Here is a 21,219-nt window from a genome sequence, read left to right as displayed (position 1 = left end):
CCCGAAAGAGAGCAATGTCGATCGGTCCGGTTGGAAGTGCGGCAGCCGGCCCGGACCGGACCGGGCGGCCGTCACGGCGCGGCGGTCCGGGCGCGGCCCTATCCGGCGTCGGCCTCCATCGCCCGGACCAGGCCGGCGGGTCGCATGTCCGTCCACGCGGCCTCGATGGCGTCGAGACACTCCTGACGCGAGCCCTCCGGGCCGCCGACGCTCCAGCCGCCCGGCACCTCGATGTGCGCGGGCCACAGCGAGTACTGCCCCTCGTCGTTGACCAGCGTCACGAACCGACCCGACTCGTCATCGAAAGGATTGGTCACGACCGTCCCCCCCAGTTGTTTTTCCCACACGTCACCACGTGTTCCACAGATATATGCAGGCTTGCCTCGCGGGATTCACCACACCTCGCCACCGGTCCCCCACCCCCGCCGCACGGCTTCGGCCGCGCGGGACGGAGATACGTTACGCCTCGGTATACCGAGGCGACGCCGACGGCGGGCCGGTCTTCCGGCTTCGCCCGTTCACGACAATCACCATAGATGACCGCCGACAGCGGAAGAGACGAATTCAGCCCATTACTTATGGCGGTGTACGCCCACGACGTGCGCGAAGACCGGCCAGGGACATATGCCAACCCCGGCACTGCGGAAATATTCAGCCATTCGGTGTCCCGATTGTGCATGTTTCGATAATTACGACCCGCGCAAATCCGGATATCCGCCGGCGTACGCCCTCTCCCCCTCGGTTTCGCGCCGATCACGCCGCGCTCCCGTGCGCCGGGTACGCGCCCCATACCCAAGTAATGGCCTCTGCTGTTACTCAGCGTCAGGACGGATTCCGGTGCGGGGCCACCACCCGGCGGCGACGGCCTCCCGCCCGTGCGGTACCAATGCGGTGTGACCGACGAAATGCCGCCCACCACCGTTCGCGTGTTCATCGCCCTCGCCCCGCCCGACCCGGCGAAGGACGAACTCGTCCGCGAACTGCGCCCCGTCTACGCCACGCACCCGCAGGTGCGGTGGAACCGCGTCGAGGACTGGCACATCACCCTGGCGTTCCTCGGCGAACTCCCGGTGGCCACCGCCGCGCTGCTGCGCCGGCCCCTCGCGGAGCTGGCCGCGACCCACCCGGCGCCCCGGCTGGCGCTGCACGGCGGCGGCACCTTCGACGAGCGCGTCGCCTGGAGCGGGATCGCCGGGGACCTGGACGGGCTGCACGGCCTCGCCGCGGGCGTCCGCGGCGTCGTGGAGCGCTGCGGCATCATCCTGGAGAGCCGGCCGCTGCGCCCGCATCTGACCCTGGCCCGGGTCCGCCGGGGCGACCACACCTCGGCCGGCGAGATCGCCGCGCGGCTCACGGAGTTCCGGGGCCGGATGTGGACCGCCGAGCGCCTGCATCTGGTGGGCGGCAACCCGGGGCGCGGCGCCGGGCAGATCCGCTACCGCGACATCGCGGCATGGCCGCTCGGCACGGCGGCCGGTGCGGACACGCCCACTCCCCCGCCCGGCACCACCGTTCCGGAGGACGGCGTTACGCCAGCCTGACCGGAGTGGGGCGTGGCTCCGTGTGTTGGTGAGGTTCGGGGGTACCCCTGTGGAACGGTGAGCTGACTTCGGCTCGCAGCACACAGGCGTACACCGCACCGGCGGAGAGGGTTTCACTGATGGGACACGGCGGAAATGTGATCGCGGAACTCACCACCGACCACCGCGAGGTCGACGAACTGTTCGCGCGGATCGAGGCGCAGCCGGTCGGCGACGAGCAGCGCAGGAAGCTCGCCGACGAGCTGACGATCGAGCTGGTCCGCCACTCCGTGGCGGAGGAGATGCACCTCTACCCCGTGGTCCGCCGGTTCGTGGACGACGGCGACGACATGGCGGACAAGGAGCTGGAGGACCACGCCGCGGTGGAGCGGCACCTCAAGGAGCTGGAGGGGCTGTCCGCGGACGACCCGCGGTTCGACCATCTGGTGGCGAAGCTCAAGCTGGAGGTCGGCGAGCACGTCCGGGACGAGGAGAACCGGCTGTTCCCGCTGCTCGCGGCGGCCTGCTCCCCCGAAGCGCTGGACGAGCTGGGCGAGAGGGTCCGTACGGCGAAGAAGACCGCCCCGACCCGCCCGCACCCCTCCGCCCCCGACAGCCCCACGGGCCTCAAGATCCTCGGCCCCGGCGCCGGGCTCGTCGACCGGGCCCGTGACCTGCTGAGCGGCCGCGGCAGGGGCTGACACCGTCTCGGCGGCCCGGCGCCGCGCTCAGCGGGCGCGGGCCGGCCCCGGGCGCAGCCGGTCGAGCAGGTCCGCCTGGTGCAGGCGCGCTATCGGCCCCAGCAGGTCCGGGTGGCGCATCAGCGCGGTGGCCGCGAGGTCGTGCGCGCTCGGGTCGGTCAGCCGGCGGAACTCCGCGGGGCCCGCGGTCGTGTGCGCGCACCGGTCGAGGGCCTTCACCGCGTCCCTCGCCGCGTCGGGCGCGGTGAGCAGATGGGCGGCCCAGCTGGCGACGACCTCGTCCACCCAGCTGCGCCAGGCCGGGTCCTGCGGTCCGGCCGGCAGGTGGCCGCCGCCGGTGACCTCGTCCAGGCGGGCCGATCCGCCGGGGCCGGTCAGGGTCACGAGGGCGGCGTCGAGGTCCGTGGGGTAGCGCAGCCAGGTGGCGACGGTGACCGCCTGGCGGGCCTGCGCCTCGGCCAGGGCCGCGGTGAGCGGGCCGCCGCCGGCGGGGAACGCGCGCGTCAGCCACTGGGTGGTGGCGGCGATGAGCGGGGCGAGGTCTGCGGGCATCGGGGCGTCCCCTCGGGTGCTGGGTCGGCGTGCAGCGTACTGCGCCGTCGCGGCCGCCCCGTATGACGCAGGGCACGATGCGGCAGTGGTGATCGGCGCCGGGATCGCCGGGCTGAGCACGGCCTGGGAGCTGGCGCGGGCCGGGCGGGACGTGGTGGTGCTGGAGGCCGACCGTATCGCCGCCGGGGTCACCGGCTACACCACGGCGAAGGTGTCCGCGCTCCACTCACTGGTGTACGACCGGCTGCGGCGCACCAGGGGCGCGGAGGCGACCCGGTTGTTCGCGGCGTCGCAGCGGGACGCGGTGGAGCGGGTGGCCGCGATCGTCGGCGAGCTGGGGATCGCGTGCGACCTGGAACGGGTGAGCGCGTACAGCTACGCGGCATCGGCCGCCTCGCTCCCGGCCGTCGAGGCGGAGGCGCGCGCCGCCGCCGAAGCCGGGCTCGACGCCTCGTACGTGTCCGGGACGGAGCTGCCGTTCCCGGTCGCCGGGGCGGTCCGGGCGGACGGCCAGGCCCAGTTCCACCCGCGCAGGTATCTGCTGGCCCTGGCCGCGGACCTGATCGCGCGCGGCGGCCGGATCTTCGAGCGCAGCCGGGTCACCGGGCTGACGGAGGGCACACCGTGCCGGGTGACCGTCGAGTCGGGGCGGGCGGTGACGGCCCGGAACGTGGTGGTGGCCACGCACTACCCGGTCTTCGACCGCGCGATGCTGTTCGCCCGGCTGTCGCCCCGGCGGGAGCTGGTGGTGGCCGCGCCCATCGCTGCCGGTGAGGCGCCCGGGGGCATGTACATCACGGAGGACGAGGGCAAGCGGTCGGTGCGCTCGACACCGCTGGACGAGGGCCGGCGGCTGCTGATCGTGACCGGGGAGAGTTTCACGCCGGGCACCGGGGACCCCGCGCGGGGGTTCCGGCGGCTGGACGGCTGGATGCGGGAGCGGTTCCCGGTGGGGCCGACCGCGTACCGGTGGGCGGCGCAGGACAACGATCCCAGCGACACGGTCCCGCTGATCGGGCCCTTCCACATCGGGGCCCGGCACACGTTCGTGGCGACCGGTTTCGGCGGCTGGGGCATGACCGGCGGGGTGGTCGCGGGGCGGCTGCTGTCCGCGCTGATCACACAGGCGCCGGCCCCGCCGTGGGCGGAGCTGTACGACCCGCGGCGGCTGGGCAGCGCGGTGCGCGAGGCGCCGTCGCTGCTGGGCGCGCAGGCGGAGGTGGCCCGGCATTTCGTCGGGGACCGGCTGCGTGTCGGCCATGTGGACTCGGTGGCCGAGATTCCGCCGGGGTCGGGGGCGGTGGTGCGGGTGAAGGGCCGCCGCCGCGCCGTGTACCGGGAGCCGGACGGCACGGTGCGCGCGGTGTCCGCGCGGTGCACGCATCTGGGGTGCCTGGTGGCGTTCAACGCGGCGGAGACGGCGTGGGAGTGCCCGTGTCACGGGTCGAGGTTCGCGGTGGACGGCACGGTCCTCCAGGGACCGGCGGTCCGGCCGCTGGAGGCGCTGGAGAGCGGCGAGGAGGAGTGACCGGGTTCGCGGGTCGCCCGGCGCTGATGGCCGGGGCTAGCGCCGGGCCAGGTAGAGGTTGAGCGCCTTGTGCAGGACCTTGTTGAGCGGGTAGTCCCACTCGCCGACGTACTCGGCGGCCTGCCCGCCGGTGCCGGCCTTGAAGCGGAGCAGGCCGAGCAGGTGGTTGCTCTCGTCGAGGGTGTCGGTGGTGCCCCGGAAGTCGTAGACGTGCGCGCCCATGGCGTGGGCGTCGCGGATCATCTGCCACTGGATGGCGTTGTTGGGCTGGACCTCGCGCCTGCGGCCGGTGGAGGCCCCGTACGAGTACCAGACGTGGCCGCCGACGGTGAGCATGGTGGCGGCGGCCAGCACATCGCCGTCGTGTGCGGCGAGGTAGAGGCGCATCCGGTCGGGGTGTTCGGCGGTGAGCGCCTTCCACATGCGCTGAAAGTACGGCAGGGGGCGGGGGATGAAGCGGTCGCGTTCGGCGGTCTCGGTGTAGAGGGCGTAGAAGGTGTCCAGGTCGGCGTAGTCGCCCCGGACGACCTTGACGCCGGCCTTGTCCGCCTTCTTGATGTTGCGGCGCCACAGCTGGTTGAAGCCGCTTCGGACGTCGTCGAGCGAGCGGCCCGCGAGGGGGAGCTGGAAGACGTATCGCGGCTGTCCCGCCGCGAAGCCGTCCTCGCTGTCGCCGCCGGCGCGCTGCCAGCCCGTGCCGCGCAGCCGGTCGGTCAGCGCGGCGGCGCGGGGGTCCTGTTCGGTGGGCGGTACGTCGCCGAGGCGGTGGGTGCCGGGGTCGGCGATGGCGTCCTTGACGGTGGCCGCGTCCCAGCGGCGGGCGACGACGGGCGGGCCCATCCGCACTGTGAAGGCGCCCCGCTTCTTGAGGTGGCCGAGGAGCGGGGTGAGCCACCGGCCGAGGTCGTCGTCGTACCAGTCGATGACCGGGCCCTCGGGGAGGTAGGCGAGGTAGCGCTTGAGCTTCGGCAGCGGCCGGTACAGGACGAGGGCCGTGCCGACGAGGCGCCCGCCGGCGTCGGACCAGCCGAGGCTCTCCGCCCGCCAGTCGGGCTTCACCTCGCCCCAGGAGGGGACCTGGGTGTGGCTCGCCGAGGGCAGGCTCTCGACGAACGCCAGGTGCTGTTCCCGGCCGATCGTGCTCAGGCGGAGGTCCATCGGGTCGCTCCTCGTCCATGGGACATGGTCCTTCGGCAGCGTACTGGCGCGCGCCGCCGCCCACGACGCGAGCGGCCGGCGGCCGGCGGGGACGCCCGCCGGGTCAGCGCCGGGGCAGCAGCCGGGCCGGGATCAGTCCGAGCGCGGCGAGCAGCGCCACCGCGGGCAGTGCCCGGTCCAGGGCGTGGTCCGGGACGGAGAGGGCGGGATGTGCCGGGGCGCCGTGGGCCGTCGGGGTGAGCGGCATGAGTCCGGCGGCCACCGCGATACCGAGGGTCGGGCCCACGTTCATGGCGGTCTGCTTGAGGCCGCCGACCACTCCCGCGCAGCCGGGCGGCGCGTCCCCGACGACGGTCCCGGTGGCGGTGACCATGACGGCGGTGAAGCCGGCGCCGAGCACCGCGAACACGAGGCCCGTCTCCTGCCAGGAGGTCGCCGGGGCCGGCCGGGAGAGAGCCAGCACGGCGAGTACGACGCACAGCTGGCCGGTGAGCGCGGTGCGGCGCGCCCCGAACCTGCGGAGCGCGGCCGAGGCGGCGGGCGCTCCGGCGATCATGAGCAGGGTCATCGGCAGGCAGCGCAGTGCGGCGGCCAGCGGGTCGAGGCCGAGCCCCTGCTGAAGGTGGAAGGTGACCGCGAACAGCGCGCCGAACAGCCCGCCGGAGGTGGTGAGCAGCAGCGCCATGGAGGCCGTCACGGGTACCGAGCGGGCCACGGCCGGCGGCACGACCGGATGGGCGCTGCGCCGTTCGTGGCGGAGGAGCGCCGCCCCGAGCAGTACGCCCAGGAGCAGCCCGAGTCCGGTGCGGGCGCCGGTCCAGCCGTGGTCGGGGACGCCGGCCAGGGTGTGGACGAGGACGGCGAGCGCGCCGGCCAGCAGTGCGCCGGCGGTGAGGTCGAACCGGCGGGCGGCGGCGCGCGGTACGTCCGGGGTCCGTACGGCGAGCGTGAGGGCGGCGATGGCGAGGGCGGCCGGGACGTTGATGAGGAACACGGCCCGCCAGCCCCAGTGGGTGACGAGGAGTCCGCCGAGCACCGGTCCGGCGGCCGCGGCCACGCCGATGGCGCCGGTCCGCAGGGCGATCGCGCCGCCCAGCCGGTCGGCCGGGTGGCCGAGCCGGAGGAGGGCGAGGGTGGCCGGCTGGAGGAGAGCGCCGAACACGCCCTGGGCGGCGCGCAGGGCGATCACCAGGTGGATGTCCCGGGCGAGCGCGATCCCGGCCGAGGCGGCGCCGAAGCCGAGTACGCCGAGGAACAGCAGCCGCCGGTGTCCGTACCGGTCCCCGAGGCGTCCGGCTATGACGAGTAGGGCGGCGACGGCGAGCAGGTAGGCGGTGCTGGTCCACTGGACCTGGGAGACGGTCGCCCCGAGGTCGGCGCGCAGGTCGGGCTGGGCGATGAGCAGCACCGTGCCGTCCAGGGCGACGATCATGGCTCCCGCCACCGAGGCCAGGAGCGCGGCCCGGGGCCGTAGCGCGGTGGTCGTCACGTCCGCACCCGGCCCAGATGGGCGTCGAGCACCGCCGACACGAGCGGGTCGGGCCCGTCGCCGGCGTCGGGGAGCGCTGTTTCGAGGGCGAGTCGGAGGCCGCCGCCGGCCCGGAGGACGGCGAGGCCGTGCAGGTTGGTCCAGAGGGCGGCCGCGGTCACGGCGGACGGCGGTGCCGGGTCGTCCGAGGGTCCGGTGTCGGCGTGGGCGGCGCGGTGGGCGCGGTCGAGGGTGACGAGTTCGACGAGTTCGGCGAAGAGCGGGAGGGAGGAGTCGCGCAGGCGCGGCGGGGCGGGTGTGCCGGCTTCGGGCGGTGTGGCACCGGCGTGCGCCTCGCTGTCCAGGAGGTCGTGACGGAACATCAGCTCGAACATGCCTCGGTTGTCCCGCGCGTACTCCAGATACGCCTCGGACAGGGCCCGCAGCCGGCCGCGCGGGGTGCGCGGGTCGTTCGTCGCCGCCGCGAGCCGGGCGGCGAGGTCGGCGAAGCCGCGCCGGGCGATGGCGGAGAGCAGGGAGTGGTGGGTGGGGAAGTGGCGGCGCGGGGCGCCGTGGGAGACGCCCGCGCGACGGGCGATCTCGCGGAGGCCGACGGCGGCGGAGCCCTCGGCGGTGACGAGTTCGACGCCGGCGTCGATCAGCCGCTCCCGCAGGGATGACGAGTGGTCCATAGACACTGTCTACCAAAAATGGGTAGACAATGTCTACAAACGGGTCGGGAACGGCGGCGCCGCGTCGCGCCCCGGGCGCGGCCACCCGAATGGCGGGTGCGCGGGTGCCGGAGGAGAGTGGAGGAGGGCGCGGATCGCGGCGGAAGCGGATTCCGTCCGGCGTCCCCCACTCCCCCGACAAGCTTCCGTGTGAGGAACTCATGGCGACCAACGAAAGCGGCACCCGGCTGGAAGGCGGCACGGCGGGCGGTACGCGAGGAACGACGACCATCGCGAACAGCGTGGTGTCGACGATCGCCGGCATCGCGGTACGGGAGACCGACGGGGTGTACTCCGTCGGCAAGGGCCCGACGCGTGCGCTCGGAGCCGTCAAGGACAAGGTGTCCCGGTCCAGCGACCCCGGACGGGGCGTCAAGGTGGAGGTCGGCGAGAAGCAGACCGCCGTCGACGTCGACATCGTCGTCGAGTACGGCGCCCCCGTCGTGGAGACCGCGCACCGCATCCGTACGCAGGTCACCGACGCGGTCGAGACGATGACCGGTCTCGAAGTCGTCGAGATCAACATCAACGTCACGGACGTCCATGTGCCGGGTTCGGACGAGGACGAGGACGAGGACGAGTCGTCCTCCCGCACCTCGCGCGTCCAGTAGGGCTCCTGAGCGGCGGTCAGTCCTCGGCGAGGATGCCTTCGCGGAGCTTGCCGAGTATGCGGGCGATCAGCCGTGACACATGCATCTGGGACAGACCGAGGCGTTCGCCTATCCGGGACTGCGTCATCTCCTGGCCGAAGCGCATCCGGACGATGGCGCGTTCCCGTTCGTCGAGCGTTTCCAGCAGGGGCGCCAGGGCGTGCAGGTTCTCGACCAGTTCGATGCCGGGATCGCACTCCCCGGTGATGTCGGCGTGGGTGCGGGTCACCCCGCCGGCGCTGTCGCCCTCGCCGCCGTCGAGCGGTACGTCCAGCGAGTGCGCGGTATAGCCGTTGGAGGCGACCAGGCCCTCGATGACGTCCTCCTCTCCCCGATGCCGAGGCGTTCGGCCAGTTCGGCGACGGTGGCCTCGCGGCCGAGCGCGGAGGCGAGTTCCTCCTTGGCCTTGGCGAGGGTGACCCGCAGCTCCTGGAGTCGCCGGGGGACGTGCACGGACCAGGTGGTGTCCCTGAAGAATCGTTTGATCTCACCGACGATGTACGGGATGGCGAAGGAGGTGAACTCGACCTCGCGGCTGAGTTCGAAGCGGTCGATGGCCTTGATCAGCCCGATGGTGCCGACCTGGATGATGTCTTCCATCTGGCCGTTGCCCCGGTTGCGGTACCGGGCGGCGGCGAAGTGCACCAGGGTCAGATTCATCTCGATGAGCGTGTTGCGCGCGTACTGGTACTCCGCCGTGCCCTCTTCGAGGGTCTGCAACCGGTCGAAGAACAGTTTGCTGAGTGCGCGGGCGTCCCTGGGCGCCACCTTCGACGGGTCGGCGATCTCCGGGAGTTCCGCCGGTGCGACCTGCACAGACTCGGTTATCGGCATCGCGATCGTTCCCCTTCCGTCCGACAGCTGCTGCTTGCGCATGCGCGAAGCTGCGACTACCCGGAGCCATGCGTTCCACACCCATGGAAACGGCGCGGATTCTCCAGGAGTACCGGGGGCGGGCCGGGGCATCCGAGGTTTCGGAGGTTGATATTCATGGTTCCGGTCATTCTGGTTCTTCTGCTCGCACTCATTCTCTTCGGGGCCGGTTTCGCCCTGAAGGCTCTGTGGTGGATAGCCGTCGCCGTATTGGTGGTGTGGCTGCTCGGCTTCGTCGTCCGGCCGGTCGGCGGCGGTGGAAAGCGTAGCCGTTGGTACCGCTGGTAGTTCGTTCCCTGCGGAATGGGGGGCCGGCCGGGAATTCCCGGCCGGCCCCCCATTCGTACACTGCACACCGACGACGGGAACCGAGGGCGGTCACACGATGAGCACACCTTCCGAAGCGGAGCCGAGCGCTGTCATCGGCGAGCGGCGGCAGTTGATGAACCTCGCCTACCGGATGCTGGGTTCGGTCGCCGAGGCGGAGGACGCCGTACAGGAGACGTACGCCCGCTGGTACGCGATGCCCCCGGCGCGGCAGGCGGAGATCGACTCCCCCGGTGCGTGGCTGACGACGGTGGCGAGCCGGGTCTGCCTCGATGTGCTGGGCTCGGCCCGGGTCAGGCGGGAGCGGTACGTCGGCGAGTGGATTCCGGAGCCGCTGCCGGACCGCTCGGAGTGGCCCGGCGGCCGCACGGGCGGCGGCCGGGACGAACCGGCGGACCCGGCCGACCGGGTGACCCTGGACGAGTCCGTGAACATGGCGTTCCTGGTCGTGCTGGAGTCCATGACCCCGGCGGAGCGGGTGACGTTCGTCCTGCACGACGTCTTCCGGTATCCGTTCGCCGAGGTGGCCGCGATCGTCGGCCGCAGCGCCCCGGCCTGCCGGCAGCTCGCCGCGTCGGCCCGGCGGCGGCTGCGCGACGCCCGCGCGGACACCGGCCCGGCGGCCGGACAGGCGGCGCTCGTGCGGGAGTTCAAGGAGGCGTGGCAGGCCAAGGACATCGGGGCGCTGGTCGGCCTCCTCGACCCGGACGCGATGATGGTCACCGACGGCGGCGGGCTGGCCGGGGCGGCCCTGCGGCCGGTGGAGGGCGGCGTGCGGCTCGCGGAGTACCTGTGCCACTTCGCGGACAGGCTGCCGGATCCGGTGCTGCTGGAGCGCACGGTGAACGGCCGGCCCGGACTGGTCGCCCAGCACGCCGGGGTCACGGTCACCGTGGCCGCGTTCGGTCTCGCCGGGGGCCGCGTCGACCGCATCTGGGCGGTGCGCAATCCGGAGAAGCTGCGGCCCTGGACCTCGGGCGGCGGGCCCGGTGCGGCCCCTCAGTCGTGGGGCGGGTAGGTCAGCCGGCCGTCGTGGACCCGGGCGTTCTCGTTGAGGGCGGCGGGCCGTGTCGAGGTGCGTGACAGGATGTCCACGACCTCCGCGCCCGCGACGATCAGCGCGTCGGTGATCAGCCGGCGGTGGCAGCGCCACGGCACGGCCTCGCTGCACATGATGGCGGGGCGCTCGTCCTCGGCGAGGGCCAGCAATTCGTCCAGACCCTCCCGGAATTCGTCGGTCGCCATGTAGTCGGCGTAGTCACGGAAGGCCTTGACCCGCCAGGCGCCGTTGACGGTCGGTACGCCTTTCGGGGTGTGGCGGCGCCCGCCGAGCTTCCGCAGCCACCGGTATCCGATGCCGGGCGGCAGGGAGTCGATGACGGCCTGCTGGTTCCACTGCGGAAGCCGTCTGGACGACGGGTACGAACGCACGTCGGCCAGACAGGTGACGTCGTTCTCGCGCAGCAGCTCCACGAATTCCCCGAATTCCCGTGTCGAGTGGCCGATCGTGCAGATCCGGTTCACCGCACCACCTCGCCCCTTTCGGCGGGCCGCCCCGTCAGGCATTCTTCAGCGCGCTGCCCTTGTGCATGGCGAGGTGGCCGGTTTTGTCACTCTTGATCTCGTACTGCGGCTCTTCCTTGCTGCAATGCCGGGTGCGGCCCTTGAATTCGACGTCCCGGGTGTGCTTCTCGGTGATGACGCCTTCGACGTGACCGGCTTCGGAGTTCCATCGCACATGGTCCCCTACGGCGAAATCGCTCATGGTCCGGATTCCCTTCGTTCTCCGTGGCAGGCGGGGCCGTTTCCAGGGCCATGGTCGCATCCGTGCCGGGTACGCTCATGTCGAGCAGCACGCCACCGGGACACGGGAAGCGGGTTCGGGTTCGTCATGTGCACCGCCGAGGATTACCCCGTACAGGCCGCCGCCCGGTCCCGTTCGCTGGCCGCTCTCGACGAGCGGCTGGTGAACTGCCGTGCGTGTCCCCGCCTGGTGGAGTGGCGGGAGGAGGCCGCCCGCGTCAAGCGCCCCGCGTTCCGCGACTGGGAGTACTGGGCGCGCCCCGTCCCCGGCTTCGGCCCCGCCGACGCCTCCCTGGCGATCACGGGCCTGGCGCCCGCCGCGCACGGCGGGAACCGGACGGGCCGGATGTTCACCGGCGACCGGGCCGGCGACCTGCTGTACGCCACGCTGTACGAGCTGGGGCTCGCCTCCCGGTCCACGGTGACGGACGCGGGCGACGGGCTGGAGCTGTACGGGGTCAGGGTGACGTCGCCCGTGCACTGCGCCCCGCCCGCCAACCGGCCGACGCCGGGCGAGCGGGACACCTGCCGGCCCTGGCTGGCCCGCGAACTCCAGTTGCTGCGGCCCACCGTGCGGGCGGTCGTCGCGTTCGGCGGCTTCGGCTGGCAGGCGACGCTGGCGGCCCTGGAGCGGGCCGGGCGGCGGGTGCCCCGGCCCCGGCCGGTGTTCGGGCACGGCGCCCGCGCGGTGCTGGCCCCGGCGGACGGGGCGGACGACCCGCTGACCCTGTTCGGCTGCTACCACGTCAGCCAACGCAATGTCTTCACCGGCCGGCTCACCCCGGCGATGCTCCGCGAGGTGCTGGCCGAGGCCGCGGAGACGGCCGGCCTGCCCGTCGTACGCTCCGACCGGGGGTGACCCGCGCATCCGGACAGCGGGCGGTGCGATGCGTTGCGGTGCGGACGGGCGGTCGGTGGGGCGGCCCCTGAGCCGGGGCGGGAACCCGCAGCGGCCTGCGCGCGTCATCCGGATCATGCCGAACATCGACGTCATGGCCCCGGACACGGCCGGCCCGCTCTGGGACGAGATCCGCAGGAAGTATTCGGGCGCCCGCAGCGACCGCTACGACGAGGCCGCGCTGGACTGCGCCGGCCGGCTCACCGGCGAGCCCGGCGACGTACCGGCCGCGGTGTGGGCGCTCGGGCTGGTCCTGATGGCGCCCTATGTGGCGTCCAGGCCGGGCGCGGGCGTCATATCGCGGGTGACGTCGGCGCTCCGGTCCGCCGACGGGACGCTGCGCGCACGGCCCTGCCCGCACGCCTCCCACCCGTTCGATGAGCACGGCGCGGAGGACGACAAGCGCCTCGCCGCCCGGGTGGCCCCGCTCGGGGACCCGGCGCTGCGGTGGCCGGAGGGCCGGCCCCGCGAAGAGTGGAGCTGCCCGCGGAACGCGGCCGGGTTCGCCCGGATCGCCCTGGACATCATCGAGCCGGACACGGTCGCGGACGTCCCGCCGCGTCTCCCGCTGGAGGCCGTGCACACCGCGGCGGACCTGTCGGCGCTGCTGCACGGCTACCCCAAGCCGTGGACCGATGTGAACGACGAGATCGCCTGGCAGGCGTCGGGCCTGGCCACCGCCGCCCCCGAGGACCGTGCCGGGCATCTGCTGATCGTCAGGGCGGTGACCTGGTACGCCGTTTCCGGCACGATCCGCAGGCAGTCGGTGCTCGACGACCTGGTGGCGGCGCTGGAGGGCGCCCTGCCGTTCTTCGCCGGCGCCTCCTGCGCGCACGACCGCCACGCGGAGCTGCCGCGCAGCGGCCCGGCGGCGGCGGAACTCGGGGTGATGCTGAGCAGCAGGGCCGGGCGCCGCCTGTACGAGCGGAGGCATGCGGCGGGACGTGCCGCCGCGCTGGAGACCGTGGTGTGCCCGGTGTTCCTGACCGAGGTCGCCGGGGAGTCGCTGCGGCTGCTGCGCGAGCGGGGCGGGAAGCTGTTCGGCCACCGGGACACATCGCACCTCGACCCGGTGTACCTGCGCCCGGACGGGCGGCTCGACATCGCGGTGATCGTGGACCGGATCGCCCCGCGCGCCGCCAACGAGAAGTACGCGAACGACCTGGGTCTGTGGGCGGCCCGCCGATACGCGCTCGCGGAGGGGCGCGAGCGGGTGGCGCTGCTGCTGACGGCCTGTCAGTCGATGTTCAACGCCTACCCGTACCCGCCGCCTCCGGTGGCCCGTGAGGTGATGGCCGTGCTGCGCGCCGTGACCGCCGCGCCCCGGCCCGCGGAATGCGCGCACGCCGGAGCGCATCCGGAGCTGTTCCGGGCGGAGTTCCTGGCGGGCCTGCCGCACTTCTACGCGCCGGAGAAGTTTCCGGCGGAGGGCGAGCCCGTCGATCCGGAGGTCTGGATGTGCCCGGGGTTCGCCGGGGCGGTGGCCGCGGAGTGCCTCGACGACCTGGAGGACCTGGACGAGGAAGAGGACGCGGGCGACGGCGGCGACGCCGGCGGCGGCATGGCCGGGACGGCTGACGGAGCCCGGGGACTCCGAGCCAATACAAGATCATCAGGTTGAGCGCACCCAAAACCGAGCAGGCGTCCGTCATGGGCCCACTGACTCGCACCTCCGCCGCCCCCGGACCGTTCGAGCGCGCGCCGCGTCCGCGCGGACGCGGGGCGGCCGGAAGACGGCGTGCGCGCCGCCTGCTCGTGCCCCTCGCGATGATGTCGCTCGCACTCGTCGCGGCGGGCTGTGACGACGGTTCCGGGACGGGCGGCCCTGCCGCCGCCCCGACCGCCACCCACGCCGGGGACACCGACCCCTCGCAGGACCCGTCGCAGCCGCCGGCCACCGCGTCCTCCCCCGCCGACGCGTCGTCCCCGGCGCCCGCGCCCGCGTCGCCCTCCCGCGCGGCGACCGGGACGCCGGACCCGGACACGGGGGCCGACGCCGCAGGTCCCGGCCGGTGCACGGCACAGGGCCTGGGCATGGGCGTGCGGCCGGCGGACGGGGCGCCGGGCAGGTGTACTACCGGCTCACCTTCGTCAACAAGTCGGCGCGCTCCTGCGCCCTCAACGGCTTCCCCGGGGTGTCCCTGATCCAGCGCGACGGCGGCGTCATCGGCGTACCGGCCCAGCGGGACGGTGCCACGAAGGGGCCGACCGTGCTCGCCCCCGGGAAGACGGCGCACGTCTTCCTGCACACGCTGAACCGGGGCATCGCGGACGGCGGCTGCTGGAAGCGGGCCGACTATCTGCGGGTCTACCCTCCGGGCTCCAAGGAGGCGCTCACCCTGCGCGATCCGCAGATCCGTATCTGCGGCGACCGCTTCACCACCACCTCCGTCGAGGGCTGACCGGAAGACCGAAACCGTGCCATGACCGGGCCGGGCCGGGGCGGGGAAACTCGCATGCCCCTCCCCCACCGGTTCTGCGATCATGCCCGGATGTCCCACCCTCTCGACGCAATGGTCGTCCGGCACACCCATCGACTGCCCGCTCCCACCGGTCCCGCAGGCCAAGGGGAGGTGGCGGCACGGCAGTTCGACACCGCCCTGATGTCCGTGGGCTTCAAGCTCTCGGGCGGCGCCCTGGAACATCTGTCGGCGCTGTCCGCGAGGACGGTGGCCGAGACCGCCCGGCACACCCTGGACGTCGTCCGCGAGATGGTGGGCGATCACGTCCGGCACAACTCGTACTTCATCGACTTCCCCGCGAACGTCCCGAACACCTTCGACTTCTGGTGGCAGTGCATAGCCGACGCGCTGCTCGACGAGACCACCCGGCCCGGCACGCTCAAGCAGTTGAGCGAGGGCGCCGTCAACCTGCTGACGCTGCCGACGTACGGCCGCTACCAGCACACCTACGACGACATGCTCGCCGCCCACGACGAGCTGACCGGGGCCGCGGGCGACCGACTGACGGTCCTGCGCCTGGGCGGCTCGCCGGACGAGGAGGCGGCCTCGCTCTACCTCGCCCTGGCCGGCAGCGCCACCCCGCTGAGCGAGGAACACCTGAACGACCTCGGGGTGCTCGCCGCGCACTGCGTGGACGGGCCGCAGCCGGAGACCATGCCCGTGCGGGAGAACCGGGCCGTCGTCAACCGGGCGCGGCTCACCGCCGGCCGGGAGCCGCTGCTGGACACCGTCACCGATGTGCTCAGGCTGGCCTGCGCGCTGAGCGACGGCGATGTGACCCTGACGACACCGACCCGGTTCCGCTCCTTCTCGCGGCCGGTGCGCCGGGCGCTGCTGGCCGGGCTGGACGCGGTCGTGGCGGCGTCCCCCGCGAAGCTCGCCGATGTGGCGGCGCACCGCGAGGAGTTCAAGCGCCTCGGTGAGCGTCTGCATCCGCACGAGTACCCGGACCGGCCGTACGCCGCCGAGGTGTTCGCCGTGGCACGCGGTGAGAAGGAGGCCCGGACCTTCGGCAGCCGGGTCGAGGAGTTGCTGGCCGCCGGTGACGTCACGGGCGCGGCGCGGCTGCTGACGTCCGCTCCGGGCATGCTGATGCGCGCCCTGGACCGGCTGCTGAGAACCTGCCGCACCGACGAGGAGCACGACGCGGTGGTGGCCGCGGCGGTGCGGGTGGCCCCGCGGGTCTCGGGGCGGGTGCTGCTGTCCGTCCGCGAACACCTGCAGAACCGGGGGCCCGTGCGGGACGAGGGCCGGTTCTTCGTCAACCGGCGCGCCCGCGCCTGGGTCACCGGCGACTCCCGTGCGCCGCTGCCCGAGGCGGTGCGGGACCGGCTGGTCGCGGCGCTGGACGCCGAGGTGGCCCGGCGGCTGCCGGAGACCGGGCGGCTGCTGGTCGATCCGGACATCTTCGACGTGGCGCTGCCGCTCAGCGGCAAGGCGACGTCCGGCGGGTTCGGCGTGCTGCCCCGGGGCTCGCTCACGCCCGTGGACGGTGAACTGCTGCGGTTCTTCGTGTACTGGAAGCAGGCCCGGCAGGACACCGACTTCGACCTGTCCGCGCTGATGCTCGACTCCCGCTACGACACGCTGTGCTGGCTGTCGTACACCGCGCTCTCCGAGATCGGCGGCGAGCACTCCGGCGATGTCACGGAGGCGCCCGAGGGGGCATCGGAGTTCATCAACCTGCGGCTCGACACCGTGCGCGGCGACTTCATCGTGCCGCAGGTCAACATCTACTCCGGGGAGAACTTCGAGAGCGTCGAGGAGTCGTTCTTCGGGTTCATGACGCGCGACGCCGAGCAGGCGGGCCGCCCCTTCGAACCGCGTACGGTGCGGATGAAGTCGGAGCTGCGCGGGCCGGGCGCGGTGGCGCTGCCGCTGGCGTTCCTGCGCGGGCCCGACGGGCGCTGGCGGGCCAGGTGGCTGCACCTGTACCTGGCGGGCGAGCCGCACTCCAACCGGGTGGAGGGCAACCGGGTGACCGTGGCGTCGCTGCTGCGCGGGATCGTGGAGCGGGAGTACCTGACGGTGGGCCACGTCGTGGCCCTGCTGGAGGGGCGCGGGACGGAGGTCACGCTGTGGGACGGCGGGGCGGTCCCGGACGGGCCGGTCACGTACATCGGTCTGGAACGCCCCGACGGACTGCACCCGGACTCGGTGGTCGTCACCCCGGAAAATCTGCGCGACCTGATCCCCGCCTGACTGCTAACGTGGCCCGTGGCGAGGCCATGGAGGGACTTCCTTCTCCATTCCTTTCATGAATTAGTCCTTCCGCTTTCCTCGCCGCCGACGTGACGCCGGGATGCCCCGAGGGCATCCCGGCGTTCTTTTTCGTGCGGCCGGGTCCGGCTCAGGCGGGCAGCGCGTCCACGGTGGGGGCGATGGGCGCGAAGAGGTCGCCGAGGGCGGTGAGCGCGGCGGTCTTGAGTGCGGCGGCCGGCAGCACCGTGCCGTCCGGGGCGGCCAGGCTGCGGGTGGCGGTGGCCTCGGCGACGACGGCGGGCCGGTAGCCCAGGTTGAAGGCGCCCTGCGCGGTGTGGGTGACGCACATGTGGGCCATGAATCCGGCGAGCACCAGTTCCTTGCCGCTGCCCGGCTCCGCGCCCAGGGCGGTCAGCTCCTTCTCCAGCTCCGTGCGGTGGAAGGAGTTCGGGAAGTGCTTGACGACCACCGGCTCGCCCTCCCGCGGGGCGACTTCGTCGCAGAGGGCGCCGATGTGCTCGCGGATGTCGTACGGGGAGCCGTCGCCCCCGTCGTGGATGACGTGGACGACGGAGGTGCCCGCCGCCCTGGCCCGCTCCAGCAGCCGGGCGCAGGCGGCGACGGCCTCCTCGGCGCCCTCCAGGGCCATGACGCCGGTGCGGTAGGTGTTCTGGACGTCGATGAGGATCAGGACGGACTCGCTCAGCCGGGGCAGCCGGGTGTCCAGGCCGGAGACCTCGCGGAGCGTCGCGGAGGGCTGGGTCGTGGTCATGGTGGGTGTGCCTCTCTTGTACGGGGGCATGGCGGAGCCGTCCGCCGTGCCGAGGAAGGTGAACTCGCCGATTGGGGCGGGTGGTTGAGGAGCTTTCGGGTCTCAGGCCGCCGTGGTGCGGAAGCGGCGGCGGTAGGCGGCGGGGGTGGTGGCGATCTGCCGCCGGAACACGCGGTGCAGGGTCTCCGCCGACCCGAGCCCGGCGGCGGCCGCCACCCGGTCGAGCGGGTCGTCGGTCGTCTCCAGGAGCCTGCGGGCGGCCTCGACGCGGGCGGATTCCACATAGGCGGCCGGCGAGAGTCCGGTCTCCTGTTTGAAGACGCGGGCGAAGTGCCGTTCGCTCAGGCACATCCGCGCGGCGAGCACCGGCGCGGACAGGTCCCGGTCGAGATGGTCGGCGATCCACAGCCGCAGCTCGTCGATGTCGCGCCGCGAGGCGGCCGGCCGGCTCAGCGGTACGGAGAACTGGCTCTGCCCGCCCTGCCGTTTGAGGTACATCACCAGCTGCCGGGCGACGGCGAGGGCGGCGTCCTCGCCGTGGTCCTCGGCCACCAGGGCGAGCGAGAGGTCCAGGCAGGCGCTGATGCCGGCCCCGGTCCACACCCTGCCCCGGTCGGCGCGGACGAAGATCGGGTCCGCGTCCACCGTGACCTCCGGGTGCGCGGCGGCGAGCCGGGCGGCCGTGGACCAGTGGGTGGTGGCCGTCAGCCCGTCCAGGAGCCCGGCCGCGGCCAGCAGATGCGCGCCGACGCAGACGGACGCCACCCGCCGGGCGTGCGGGGCGGTCTCCCGCACCCAGGCCACGATGTCCCCGTCGATCCGGGGGACGGGCCCGTCGTCGGTCATGTCCACCGCGCCGGGCACCAGCAGGGTGTCCACGTCCCGGCCCACCTCGGCGAAGGTCAGGTCGGTCAGGAGCCGTACGCCCGCCGAGGTCCGCACCTCGCCCGCCTCGGGGCCGGCGAGCCGGACCCGGTAGCCGGCCCGGCCGCCGGAGACCCGGTTGGCGAGGGAGAAGACCTCGGCGGGGCCGGACACGTCGAGGAGATCGACGCCGGGGAAGACCGCGATGACGACGCGGTGTGCGCTGGACATGGGTCCATCGTCGTCAACCGGGACGGTGGCCGCAATGACGGTTCCCTGTCACATTCGGACACCGCACCGGCCCCCGTTCGGGATGCGGAGGCGCGGGCGCGCTGCTTCGCTGGAGGGGTGGGCTCTCCTACGAGACCGGGAGTGATCATGAGCGTTGCGGACGAGACGGGCGGCCGGGCGGAGCGCATCCGGGCCAAGGCGCGGGAGATGCGGGAGGCCGCCGATCGCGCCCCCGACGCGCGGGAGCGGCAGCGGCTGATGGACAAGGCGCGCCGGCTCCAGGAGCGGAGCGACCAGGTGACCACCAAGGGCGATCACGGGACGAACGCGCTCTGAGCCGCCCCGGAGCCGGCGGCGGGTCCGCTACTGGGTGAAGCGGGGCAGCCACTTCACCTGGTAGTCGGGGTGGCCGGCGTTCTCGGCGGCCAGCTGGCGGACCGCGAAGCCGAGCCCGAAGGCCCGGCCGGACGCGAAGTCGCGCTCCGGCCGGTCCACGTCGAGCGCGGCGACTTCCGCGTACTCGTCGAGGAGCACCCGCTGGGTCTCGATGCGCTGGATCGTGCGGGCCGGGTCCTGCCGGCCGATGTGCCGGTCGTACTCGTGGCCGTGCGCGCGCAGGGTGAAGGCGATCGCGCCGCTGCGGTCGTGGATCTCGCCGGGGATGTCGGCCGGGCAGCGCCAGCGCTCGCCGCCGGCCGCCCGCGCGAGATCCTCCTCCTCGTCCAGGCGTGCTCGTACGAAGGCGACGAGGTCGGAATTGTCTGTCATCTGGTCCTGGCATCCTTCCGCTCGGCCCCGACCACTCAGGGGGCCGAGCCGGACACTATCCCGACGCGGTCAGTGGCCGCCGTCGACGGGTTCCAGGACGAGGACCGGGATCTCCCGGTCGGTCTTCCGCTGGTAGTCGGCGTAGTCGGGGAACGCCTCGACGGCCCGCTCCCACCACTGGGCCTTCTCCTCGCCGGTCACCTCACGAGCCGTCATGTCCCGGCGCACCGGCCCGTCCTGGAGCTCGGCGCGCGGGTCGGCCCGGAGGTTGTGGTACCAGACGGGGTGCGTGGGGGCGCCGCCCTGGGAGGCGACCACGGCGTACAGGCCGTCGTGCTCGACGCGCATGAGGGGGGTCTTGCGGATCTTCCCGCTCTTGGCGCCGATGGTCGTCAGGACGATGACCGGCATGCCGCGCATCGTCGTGCCCTCCGTACCGCCCGAGCTCTCGTACTGCTCGACCTGGTCGCGAACCCACTGTGCGGGACTCGGCTCGTACTCGCCCTGGAGAGGCATGCGTTCATTCCCATCGTCGCTTGTCGTCGGGCCGCGGCGTCCGGCACGCCGTGACATCTCATCATCGCCTCAACGGCTGCCGCCCGCGGGATAATCCGCCCGGTCGCGTGTCGCCGCGCCGCCCGGCCGGGTCAGTCACCGGTGGCTCCGTCCAGCCGCTCGCGGACCAGGTCGGCGTGGCCGAGGTGGCGCGCGTACTCGGCGATCATGCCCGGTGAACGGCCTTTCGTACGAGCGGTTTACGGCCGCAGGCTGTAGCCGGTGTCGTCCGTGGTGGAGCGGGTCGCGGACGTGGTGACGCCGCCGATGACCCCGAGGACCAGGTAGAGGACCAGCATGGCCTTGCCCGCGCCGCTCACGACCAGTGGCCGGGTGGCGGAGCGCGGCCGGCCCTGCGGCACGGCGAGGGCGTCCTCGCCGAAGAGTCCCTTGGGGTAGGCCGGGGTGAGCAGCGAGAAGTAGGCGGAGACCCGCATCTCGTAGCGCAGGGTCGCCGCGGTGGCCTCGAACAGGGGGCGGGGCATGCGGCCGAGGATCAGGGTGATCAGCCACCACAGGACCGCCAGGGCCGACCAGCCGGACGTGAGCAGGCCCTGCACGATCGCGGCGGGGATGACCAGGGCCGCCCGGAAGAAGACGGCGAGCCGGTTCAGCCGGGTCGGCCGGACGTCGATGCGGACGGGGTGGTCCGCGGGCTGGGCCAGGGTGAAGGGCGGGTAGCTGTCGATGAGCAGCATGGCGCTCGCGCCCACTCTGGTCCGGTACGCCAGGACCTGGGCGAGGAAGCGGTGGACGGGGCCGGGCAGCCGGGCGAGGGCGAGGGCGGCGAACCAGCCGAAGATCAGGGTGAAGAAGGCCGCGATCTCCAGGACGACCAGCACGACGGCGTGCGGGATCAGCAGGAGCAGCCGGAACAGGACGGTGAGGCGCCGCTGGCGGGCCGGTTCGACGAGGTCCAGCACGGGCAGGAACTCGTCCGCGTCCCCCGCGCGTGGCACCGGGCTCCACTGGGCGTCCGACATGTCGCTCCTCTTCCGGCGGGTGTGGTCCCCACCGTCGGGCCCGCGGGCGCGGCCCGCAATCGGCCGCGGGCCGATCGGGTCGCCGGCCGGGCGGGGGCGGACCCGCCGTGCGGGGCGGCGGCACGGGCACCAGACTGGTCGCGACGGGGCTCGACCCGGTGATGCGGAGGTCC

23 protein-coding genes and 2 pseudogenes are annotated in these 21,219 nt (G+C 73.3%); 11 read left to right on the top strand and 14 right to left on the bottom strand.

Annotated features, from left to right (window positions below):
- Window positions 1-98: 98 nt before the first annotated feature.
- Window positions 99-317, bottom strand: coding sequence for an MbtH family protein (locus tag DNK56_RS17215; protein ID WP_111335003.1), 219 nt, complete (start codon window positions 315-317; stop codon window positions 99-101).
- Between the two features lie 576 nt (window positions 318-893).
- On the opposite strand from DNK56_RS17215, the gene thpR reads away from it, so the two are divergent.
- Complete coding sequence (thpR, locus tag DNK56_RS17210) at window positions 894-1,541, top strand: RNA 2',3'-cyclic phosphodiesterase (protein WP_199563734.1); 648 nt, start codon at window positions 894-896, stop codon at window positions 1,539-1,541.
- 119 nt (window positions 1,542-1,660) lie between these two features.
- Complete coding sequence (locus DNK56_RS17205) at window positions 1,661-2,221, top strand: hemerythrin domain-containing protein (RefSeq protein ID WP_111334999.1); 561 nt, start codon at window positions 1,661-1,663, stop codon at window positions 2,219-2,221.
- Window positions 2,222-2,248: 27 nt separating this feature from the next.
- Here DNK56_RS17205 and DNK56_RS17200 read toward each other — a convergent pair whose 3' ends face one another.
- Window positions 2,249-2,773 carry a hypothetical protein gene (locus DNK56_RS17200; protein WP_111334997.1) on the bottom strand — a complete coding sequence of 175 codons (525 nt, stop codon included), beginning with the start codon at window positions 2,771-2,773 and terminating at the stop codon, window positions 2,249-2,251.
- A gap of 85 nt (window positions 2,774-2,858) precedes the next feature.
- Between DNK56_RS17200 and DNK56_RS17195 the strand changes: the two genes are divergently transcribed.
- A complete protein-coding gene (locus DNK56_RS17195; RefSeq protein WP_241989907.1) occupies window positions 2,859-4,301 on the top strand; it encodes an FAD-dependent oxidoreductase in 1,443 nt (480 codons plus the stop codon).
- Window positions 4,302-4,337: 36 nt separating this feature from the next.
- On the opposite strand, the gene DNK56_RS17190 is transcribed toward DNK56_RS17195, so the two are convergent.
- From DNK56_RS17190 to DNK56_RS17180, 3 genes are all read right to left on the bottom strand, one after another.
- Window positions 4,338-5,459, bottom strand: a complete 1,122-nt coding sequence (locus DNK56_RS17190) for a lipid II:glycine glycyltransferase FemX (RefSeq protein WP_111334993.1) — start codon at window positions 5,457-5,459, stop codon at window positions 4,338-4,340.
- 103 nt (window positions 5,460-5,562) lie between these two features.
- Window positions 5,563-6,948, bottom strand: coding sequence for an MFS transporter (locus DNK56_RS17185; RefSeq protein WP_111334991.1), 1,386 nt, complete (start codon window positions 6,946-6,948; stop codon window positions 5,563-5,565).
- Window positions 6,945-7,619: a TetR/AcrR family transcriptional regulator gene (locus tag DNK56_RS17180; RefSeq protein WP_111334989.1), complete on the bottom strand. Its 675-nt coding sequence runs from the start codon at window positions 7,617-7,619 to the stop codon at window positions 6,945-6,947. Before DNK56_RS17180 ends, DNK56_RS17185 begins: the two co-directional genes overlap by 4 nt.
- 200 nt (window positions 7,620-7,819) lie before the next feature.
- On the opposite strand from DNK56_RS17180, the gene DNK56_RS17175 reads away from it, so the two are divergent.
- Window positions 7,820-8,269, top strand: coding sequence for an Asp23/Gls24 family envelope stress response protein (locus tag DNK56_RS17175; RefSeq protein WP_111334987.1), 450 nt, complete (start codon window positions 7,820-7,822; stop codon window positions 8,267-8,269).
- A 16-nt stretch (window positions 8,270-8,285) separates the two neighbouring features.
- Here DNK56_RS17175 and DNK56_RS17170 read toward each other — a convergent pair.
- Window positions 8,286-9,142 (bottom strand): annotated as a pseudogene (locus DNK56_RS17170) (RNA polymerase sigma factor SigF).
- A 156-nt stretch (window positions 9,143-9,298) separates the two neighbouring features.
- Here DNK56_RS17170 and DNK56_RS17165 point away from each other — a divergent pair.
- Both DNK56_RS17165 and sigJ read left to right on the top strand, forming a co-directional pair.
- A complete protein-coding gene (locus DNK56_RS17165) occupies window positions 9,299-9,469 on the top strand; it encodes a hydrophobic protein (protein WP_111334985.1) in 171 nt (56 codons plus the stop codon).
- A gap of 97 nt (window positions 9,470-9,566) precedes the next feature.
- The gene (sigJ, locus tag DNK56_RS17160) at window positions 9,567-10,526 is read left to right on the top strand and encodes an RNA polymerase sigma factor SigJ (protein WP_111334983.1); all 960 of its coding nucleotides are present in this window, start codon (window positions 9,567-9,569) and stop codon (window positions 10,524-10,526) included.
- On the opposite strand, the gene DNK56_RS17155 is transcribed toward sigJ, so the two are convergent.
- Both DNK56_RS17155 and DNK56_RS17150 read right to left on the bottom strand, forming a co-directional pair.
- Window positions 10,508-11,074, bottom strand: coding sequence for a DUF488 domain-containing protein (locus DNK56_RS17155; protein WP_199563735.1), 567 nt, complete (start codon window positions 11,072-11,074; stop codon window positions 10,508-10,510). The genes sigJ and DNK56_RS17155 overlap by 19 nt on opposite strands.
- On the bottom strand, window positions 11,067-11,273 hold the full coding sequence (locus tag DNK56_RS17150) for a DUF2945 domain-containing protein (protein WP_111334979.1): 207 nt from the start codon (window positions 11,271-11,273) through the stop codon (window positions 11,067-11,069). Before DNK56_RS17150 ends, DNK56_RS17155 begins: the two co-directional genes overlap by 8 nt.
- 126 nt (window positions 11,274-11,399) lie before the next feature.
- Here DNK56_RS17150 and DNK56_RS17145 point away from each other — a divergent pair, with 126 nt between their 5' ends.
- The 4 genes from DNK56_RS17145 (at window position 11,400) to DNK56_RS17125 (ending at window position 16,873) form a co-directional block, all read left to right on the top strand.
- Window positions 11,400-12,170: a uracil-DNA glycosylase gene (locus DNK56_RS17145; RefSeq protein ID WP_111334977.1), complete on the top strand. Its 771-nt coding sequence runs from the start codon at window positions 11,400-11,402 to the stop codon at window positions 12,168-12,170.
- Between the two features lie 115 nt (window positions 12,171-12,285).
- Window positions 12,286-13,830, top strand: coding sequence for a hypothetical protein (locus DNK56_RS17135; RefSeq protein ID WP_199563736.1), 1,545 nt, complete (start codon window positions 12,286-12,288; stop codon window positions 13,828-13,830).
- Between the two features lie 448 nt (window positions 13,831-14,278).
- Complete coding sequence (locus DNK56_RS36000; protein WP_241989906.1) at window positions 14,279-14,611, top strand: DUF4232 domain-containing protein; 333 nt, start codon at window positions 14,279-14,281, stop codon at window positions 14,609-14,611.
- 90 nt (window positions 14,612-14,701) lie between these two features.
- Window positions 14,702-16,873: a hypothetical protein gene (locus DNK56_RS17125; protein WP_111335925.1), complete on the top strand. Its 2,172-nt coding sequence runs from the start codon at window positions 14,702-14,704 to the stop codon at window positions 16,871-16,873.
- Between the two features lie 148 nt (window positions 16,874-17,021).
- Here DNK56_RS17125 and DNK56_RS17120 read toward each other — a convergent pair whose 3' ends face one another.
- Window positions 17,022-17,645 carry a cysteine hydrolase family protein gene (locus DNK56_RS17120; protein ID WP_111335922.1) on the bottom strand — a complete coding sequence of 208 codons (624 nt, stop codon included), beginning with the start codon at window positions 17,643-17,645 and terminating at the stop codon, window positions 17,022-17,024.
- A 102-nt stretch (window positions 17,646-17,747) separates the two neighbouring features.
- Window positions 17,748-18,740, bottom strand: a complete 993-nt coding sequence (locus tag DNK56_RS17115) for a GlxA family transcriptional regulator (protein ID WP_111334973.1) — start codon at window positions 18,738-18,740, stop codon at window positions 17,748-17,750.
- 147 nt (window positions 18,741-18,887) lie between these two features.
- Here DNK56_RS17115 and DNK56_RS17110 point away from each other — a divergent pair, with 147 nt between their 5' ends.
- Complete coding sequence (locus tag DNK56_RS17110) at window positions 18,888-19,076, top strand: DUF6381 family protein (RefSeq protein ID WP_111335920.1); 189 nt, start codon at window positions 18,888-18,890, stop codon at window positions 19,074-19,076.
- 27 nt (window positions 19,077-19,103) lie between these two features.
- Here DNK56_RS17110 and DNK56_RS17105 read toward each other — a convergent pair whose 3' ends face one another.
- The 4 genes and pseudogenes from DNK56_RS17105 to DNK56_RS17090 form a co-directional block, all read right to left on the bottom strand.
- A complete protein-coding gene (locus DNK56_RS17105; RefSeq protein WP_111334971.1) occupies window positions 19,104-19,508 on the bottom strand; it encodes a DUF6221 family protein in 405 nt (134 codons plus the stop codon).
- 69 nt (window positions 19,509-19,577) lie between these two features.
- Entirely contained in the window at window positions 19,578-20,024 is a 447-nt protein-coding gene (locus DNK56_RS17100; RefSeq protein WP_111334969.1) for a nitroreductase family deazaflavin-dependent oxidoreductase, read from the bottom strand.
- A 131-nt stretch (window positions 20,025-20,155) separates the two neighbouring features.
- Window positions 20,156-20,233, bottom strand: a pseudogene (locus DNK56_RS17095) (mycothiol transferase); the annotation flags it as partial.
- A 30-nt stretch (window positions 20,234-20,263) separates the two neighbouring features.
- Complete coding sequence (locus DNK56_RS17090; protein WP_111334967.1) at window positions 20,264-21,046, bottom strand: DUF4389 domain-containing protein; 783 nt, start codon at window positions 21,044-21,046, stop codon at window positions 20,264-20,266.
- Between the last annotated feature and the right edge of the window lie 173 nt (window positions 21,047-21,219).

Source organism: Streptomyces sp. AC1-42W (assembly GCF_003248355.1).
GTDB lineage: Bacteria > Actinomycetota > Actinomycetes > Streptomycetales > Streptomycetaceae > Streptomyces.
The sequence above is the reverse complement of the archived record's forward strand: the minus strand, read 5'-3'. Positions and strand labels throughout refer to the sequence as shown.

Bases quoted from the DNA above. Each gene is read 5' to 3' on its own strand.
- DNK56_RS17205 (WP_111334999.1), top strand. From the start codon at position 1,661: ATGGGACACGGCGGAAATGTGATCGCGGAACTCACCACCGACCACCGC.
- DNK56_RS17200 (WP_111334997.1), bottom strand. From the start codon at position 2,773: ATGCCCGCAGACCTCGCCCCGCTCATCGCCGCCACCACCCAGTGGCTG.
- DNK56_RS17190 (WP_111334993.1), bottom strand. From the start codon at position 5,459: ATGGACCTCCGCCTGAGCACGATCGGCCGGGAACAGCACCTGGCGTTC.
- DNK56_RS17180 (WP_111334989.1), bottom strand. From the start codon at position 7,619: ATGGACCACTCGTCATCCCTGCGGGAGCGGCTGATCGACGCCGGCGTC.
- DNK56_RS17175 (WP_111334987.1), top strand. From the start codon at position 7,820: ATGGCGACCAACGAAAGCGGCACCCGGCTGGAAGGCGGCACGGCGGGC.
- DNK56_RS17165 (WP_111334985.1), top strand. From the start codon at position 9,299: ATGGTTCCGGTCATTCTGGTTCTTCTGCTCGCACTCATTCTCTTCGGG.
- sigJ (WP_111334983.1), top strand. From the start codon at position 9,567: ATGAGCACACCTTCCGAAGCGGAGCCGAGCGCTGTCATCGGCGAGCGG.
- DNK56_RS17155 (WP_199563735.1), bottom strand. From the start codon at position 11,074: ATGCCTGACGGGGCGGCCCGCCGAAAGGGGCGAGGTGGTGCGGTGAAC.
- DNK56_RS17150 (WP_111334979.1), bottom strand. From the start codon at position 11,273: ATGAGCGATTTCGCCGTAGGGGACCATGTGCGATGGAACTCCGAAGCC.
- DNK56_RS17145 (WP_111334977.1), top strand. From the start codon at position 11,400: ATGTGCACCGCCGAGGATTACCCCGTACAGGCCGCCGCCCGGTCCCGT.
- DNK56_RS17135 (WP_199563736.1), top strand. From the start codon at position 12,286: ATGCCGAACATCGACGTCATGGCCCCGGACACGGCCGGCCCGCTCTGG.
- DNK56_RS17125 (WP_111335925.1), top strand. From the start codon at position 14,702: ATGTCCCACCCTCTCGACGCAATGGTCGTCCGGCACACCCATCGACTG.
- DNK56_RS17120 (WP_111335922.1), bottom strand. From the start codon at position 17,645: ATGACCACGACCCAGCCCTCCGCGACGCTCCGCGAGGTCTCCGGCCTG.
- DNK56_RS17115 (WP_111334973.1), bottom strand. From the start codon at position 18,740: ATGTCCAGCGCACACCGCGTCGTCATCGCGGTCTTCCCCGGCGTCGAT.
- DNK56_RS17110 (WP_111335920.1), top strand. From the start codon at position 18,888: ATGAGCGTTGCGGACGAGACGGGCGGCCGGGCGGAGCGCATCCGGGCC.
- DNK56_RS17105 (WP_111334971.1), bottom strand. From the start codon at position 19,508: ATGACAGACAATTCCGACCTCGTCGCCTTCGTACGAGCACGCCTGGAC.
- DNK56_RS17100 (WP_111334969.1), bottom strand. From the start codon at position 20,024: ATGCCTCTCCAGGGCGAGTACGAGCCGAGTCCCGCACAGTGGGTTCGC.
- DNK56_RS17090 (WP_111334967.1), bottom strand. From the start codon at position 21,046: ATGTCGGACGCCCAGTGGAGCCCGGTGCCACGCGCGGGGGACGCGGAC.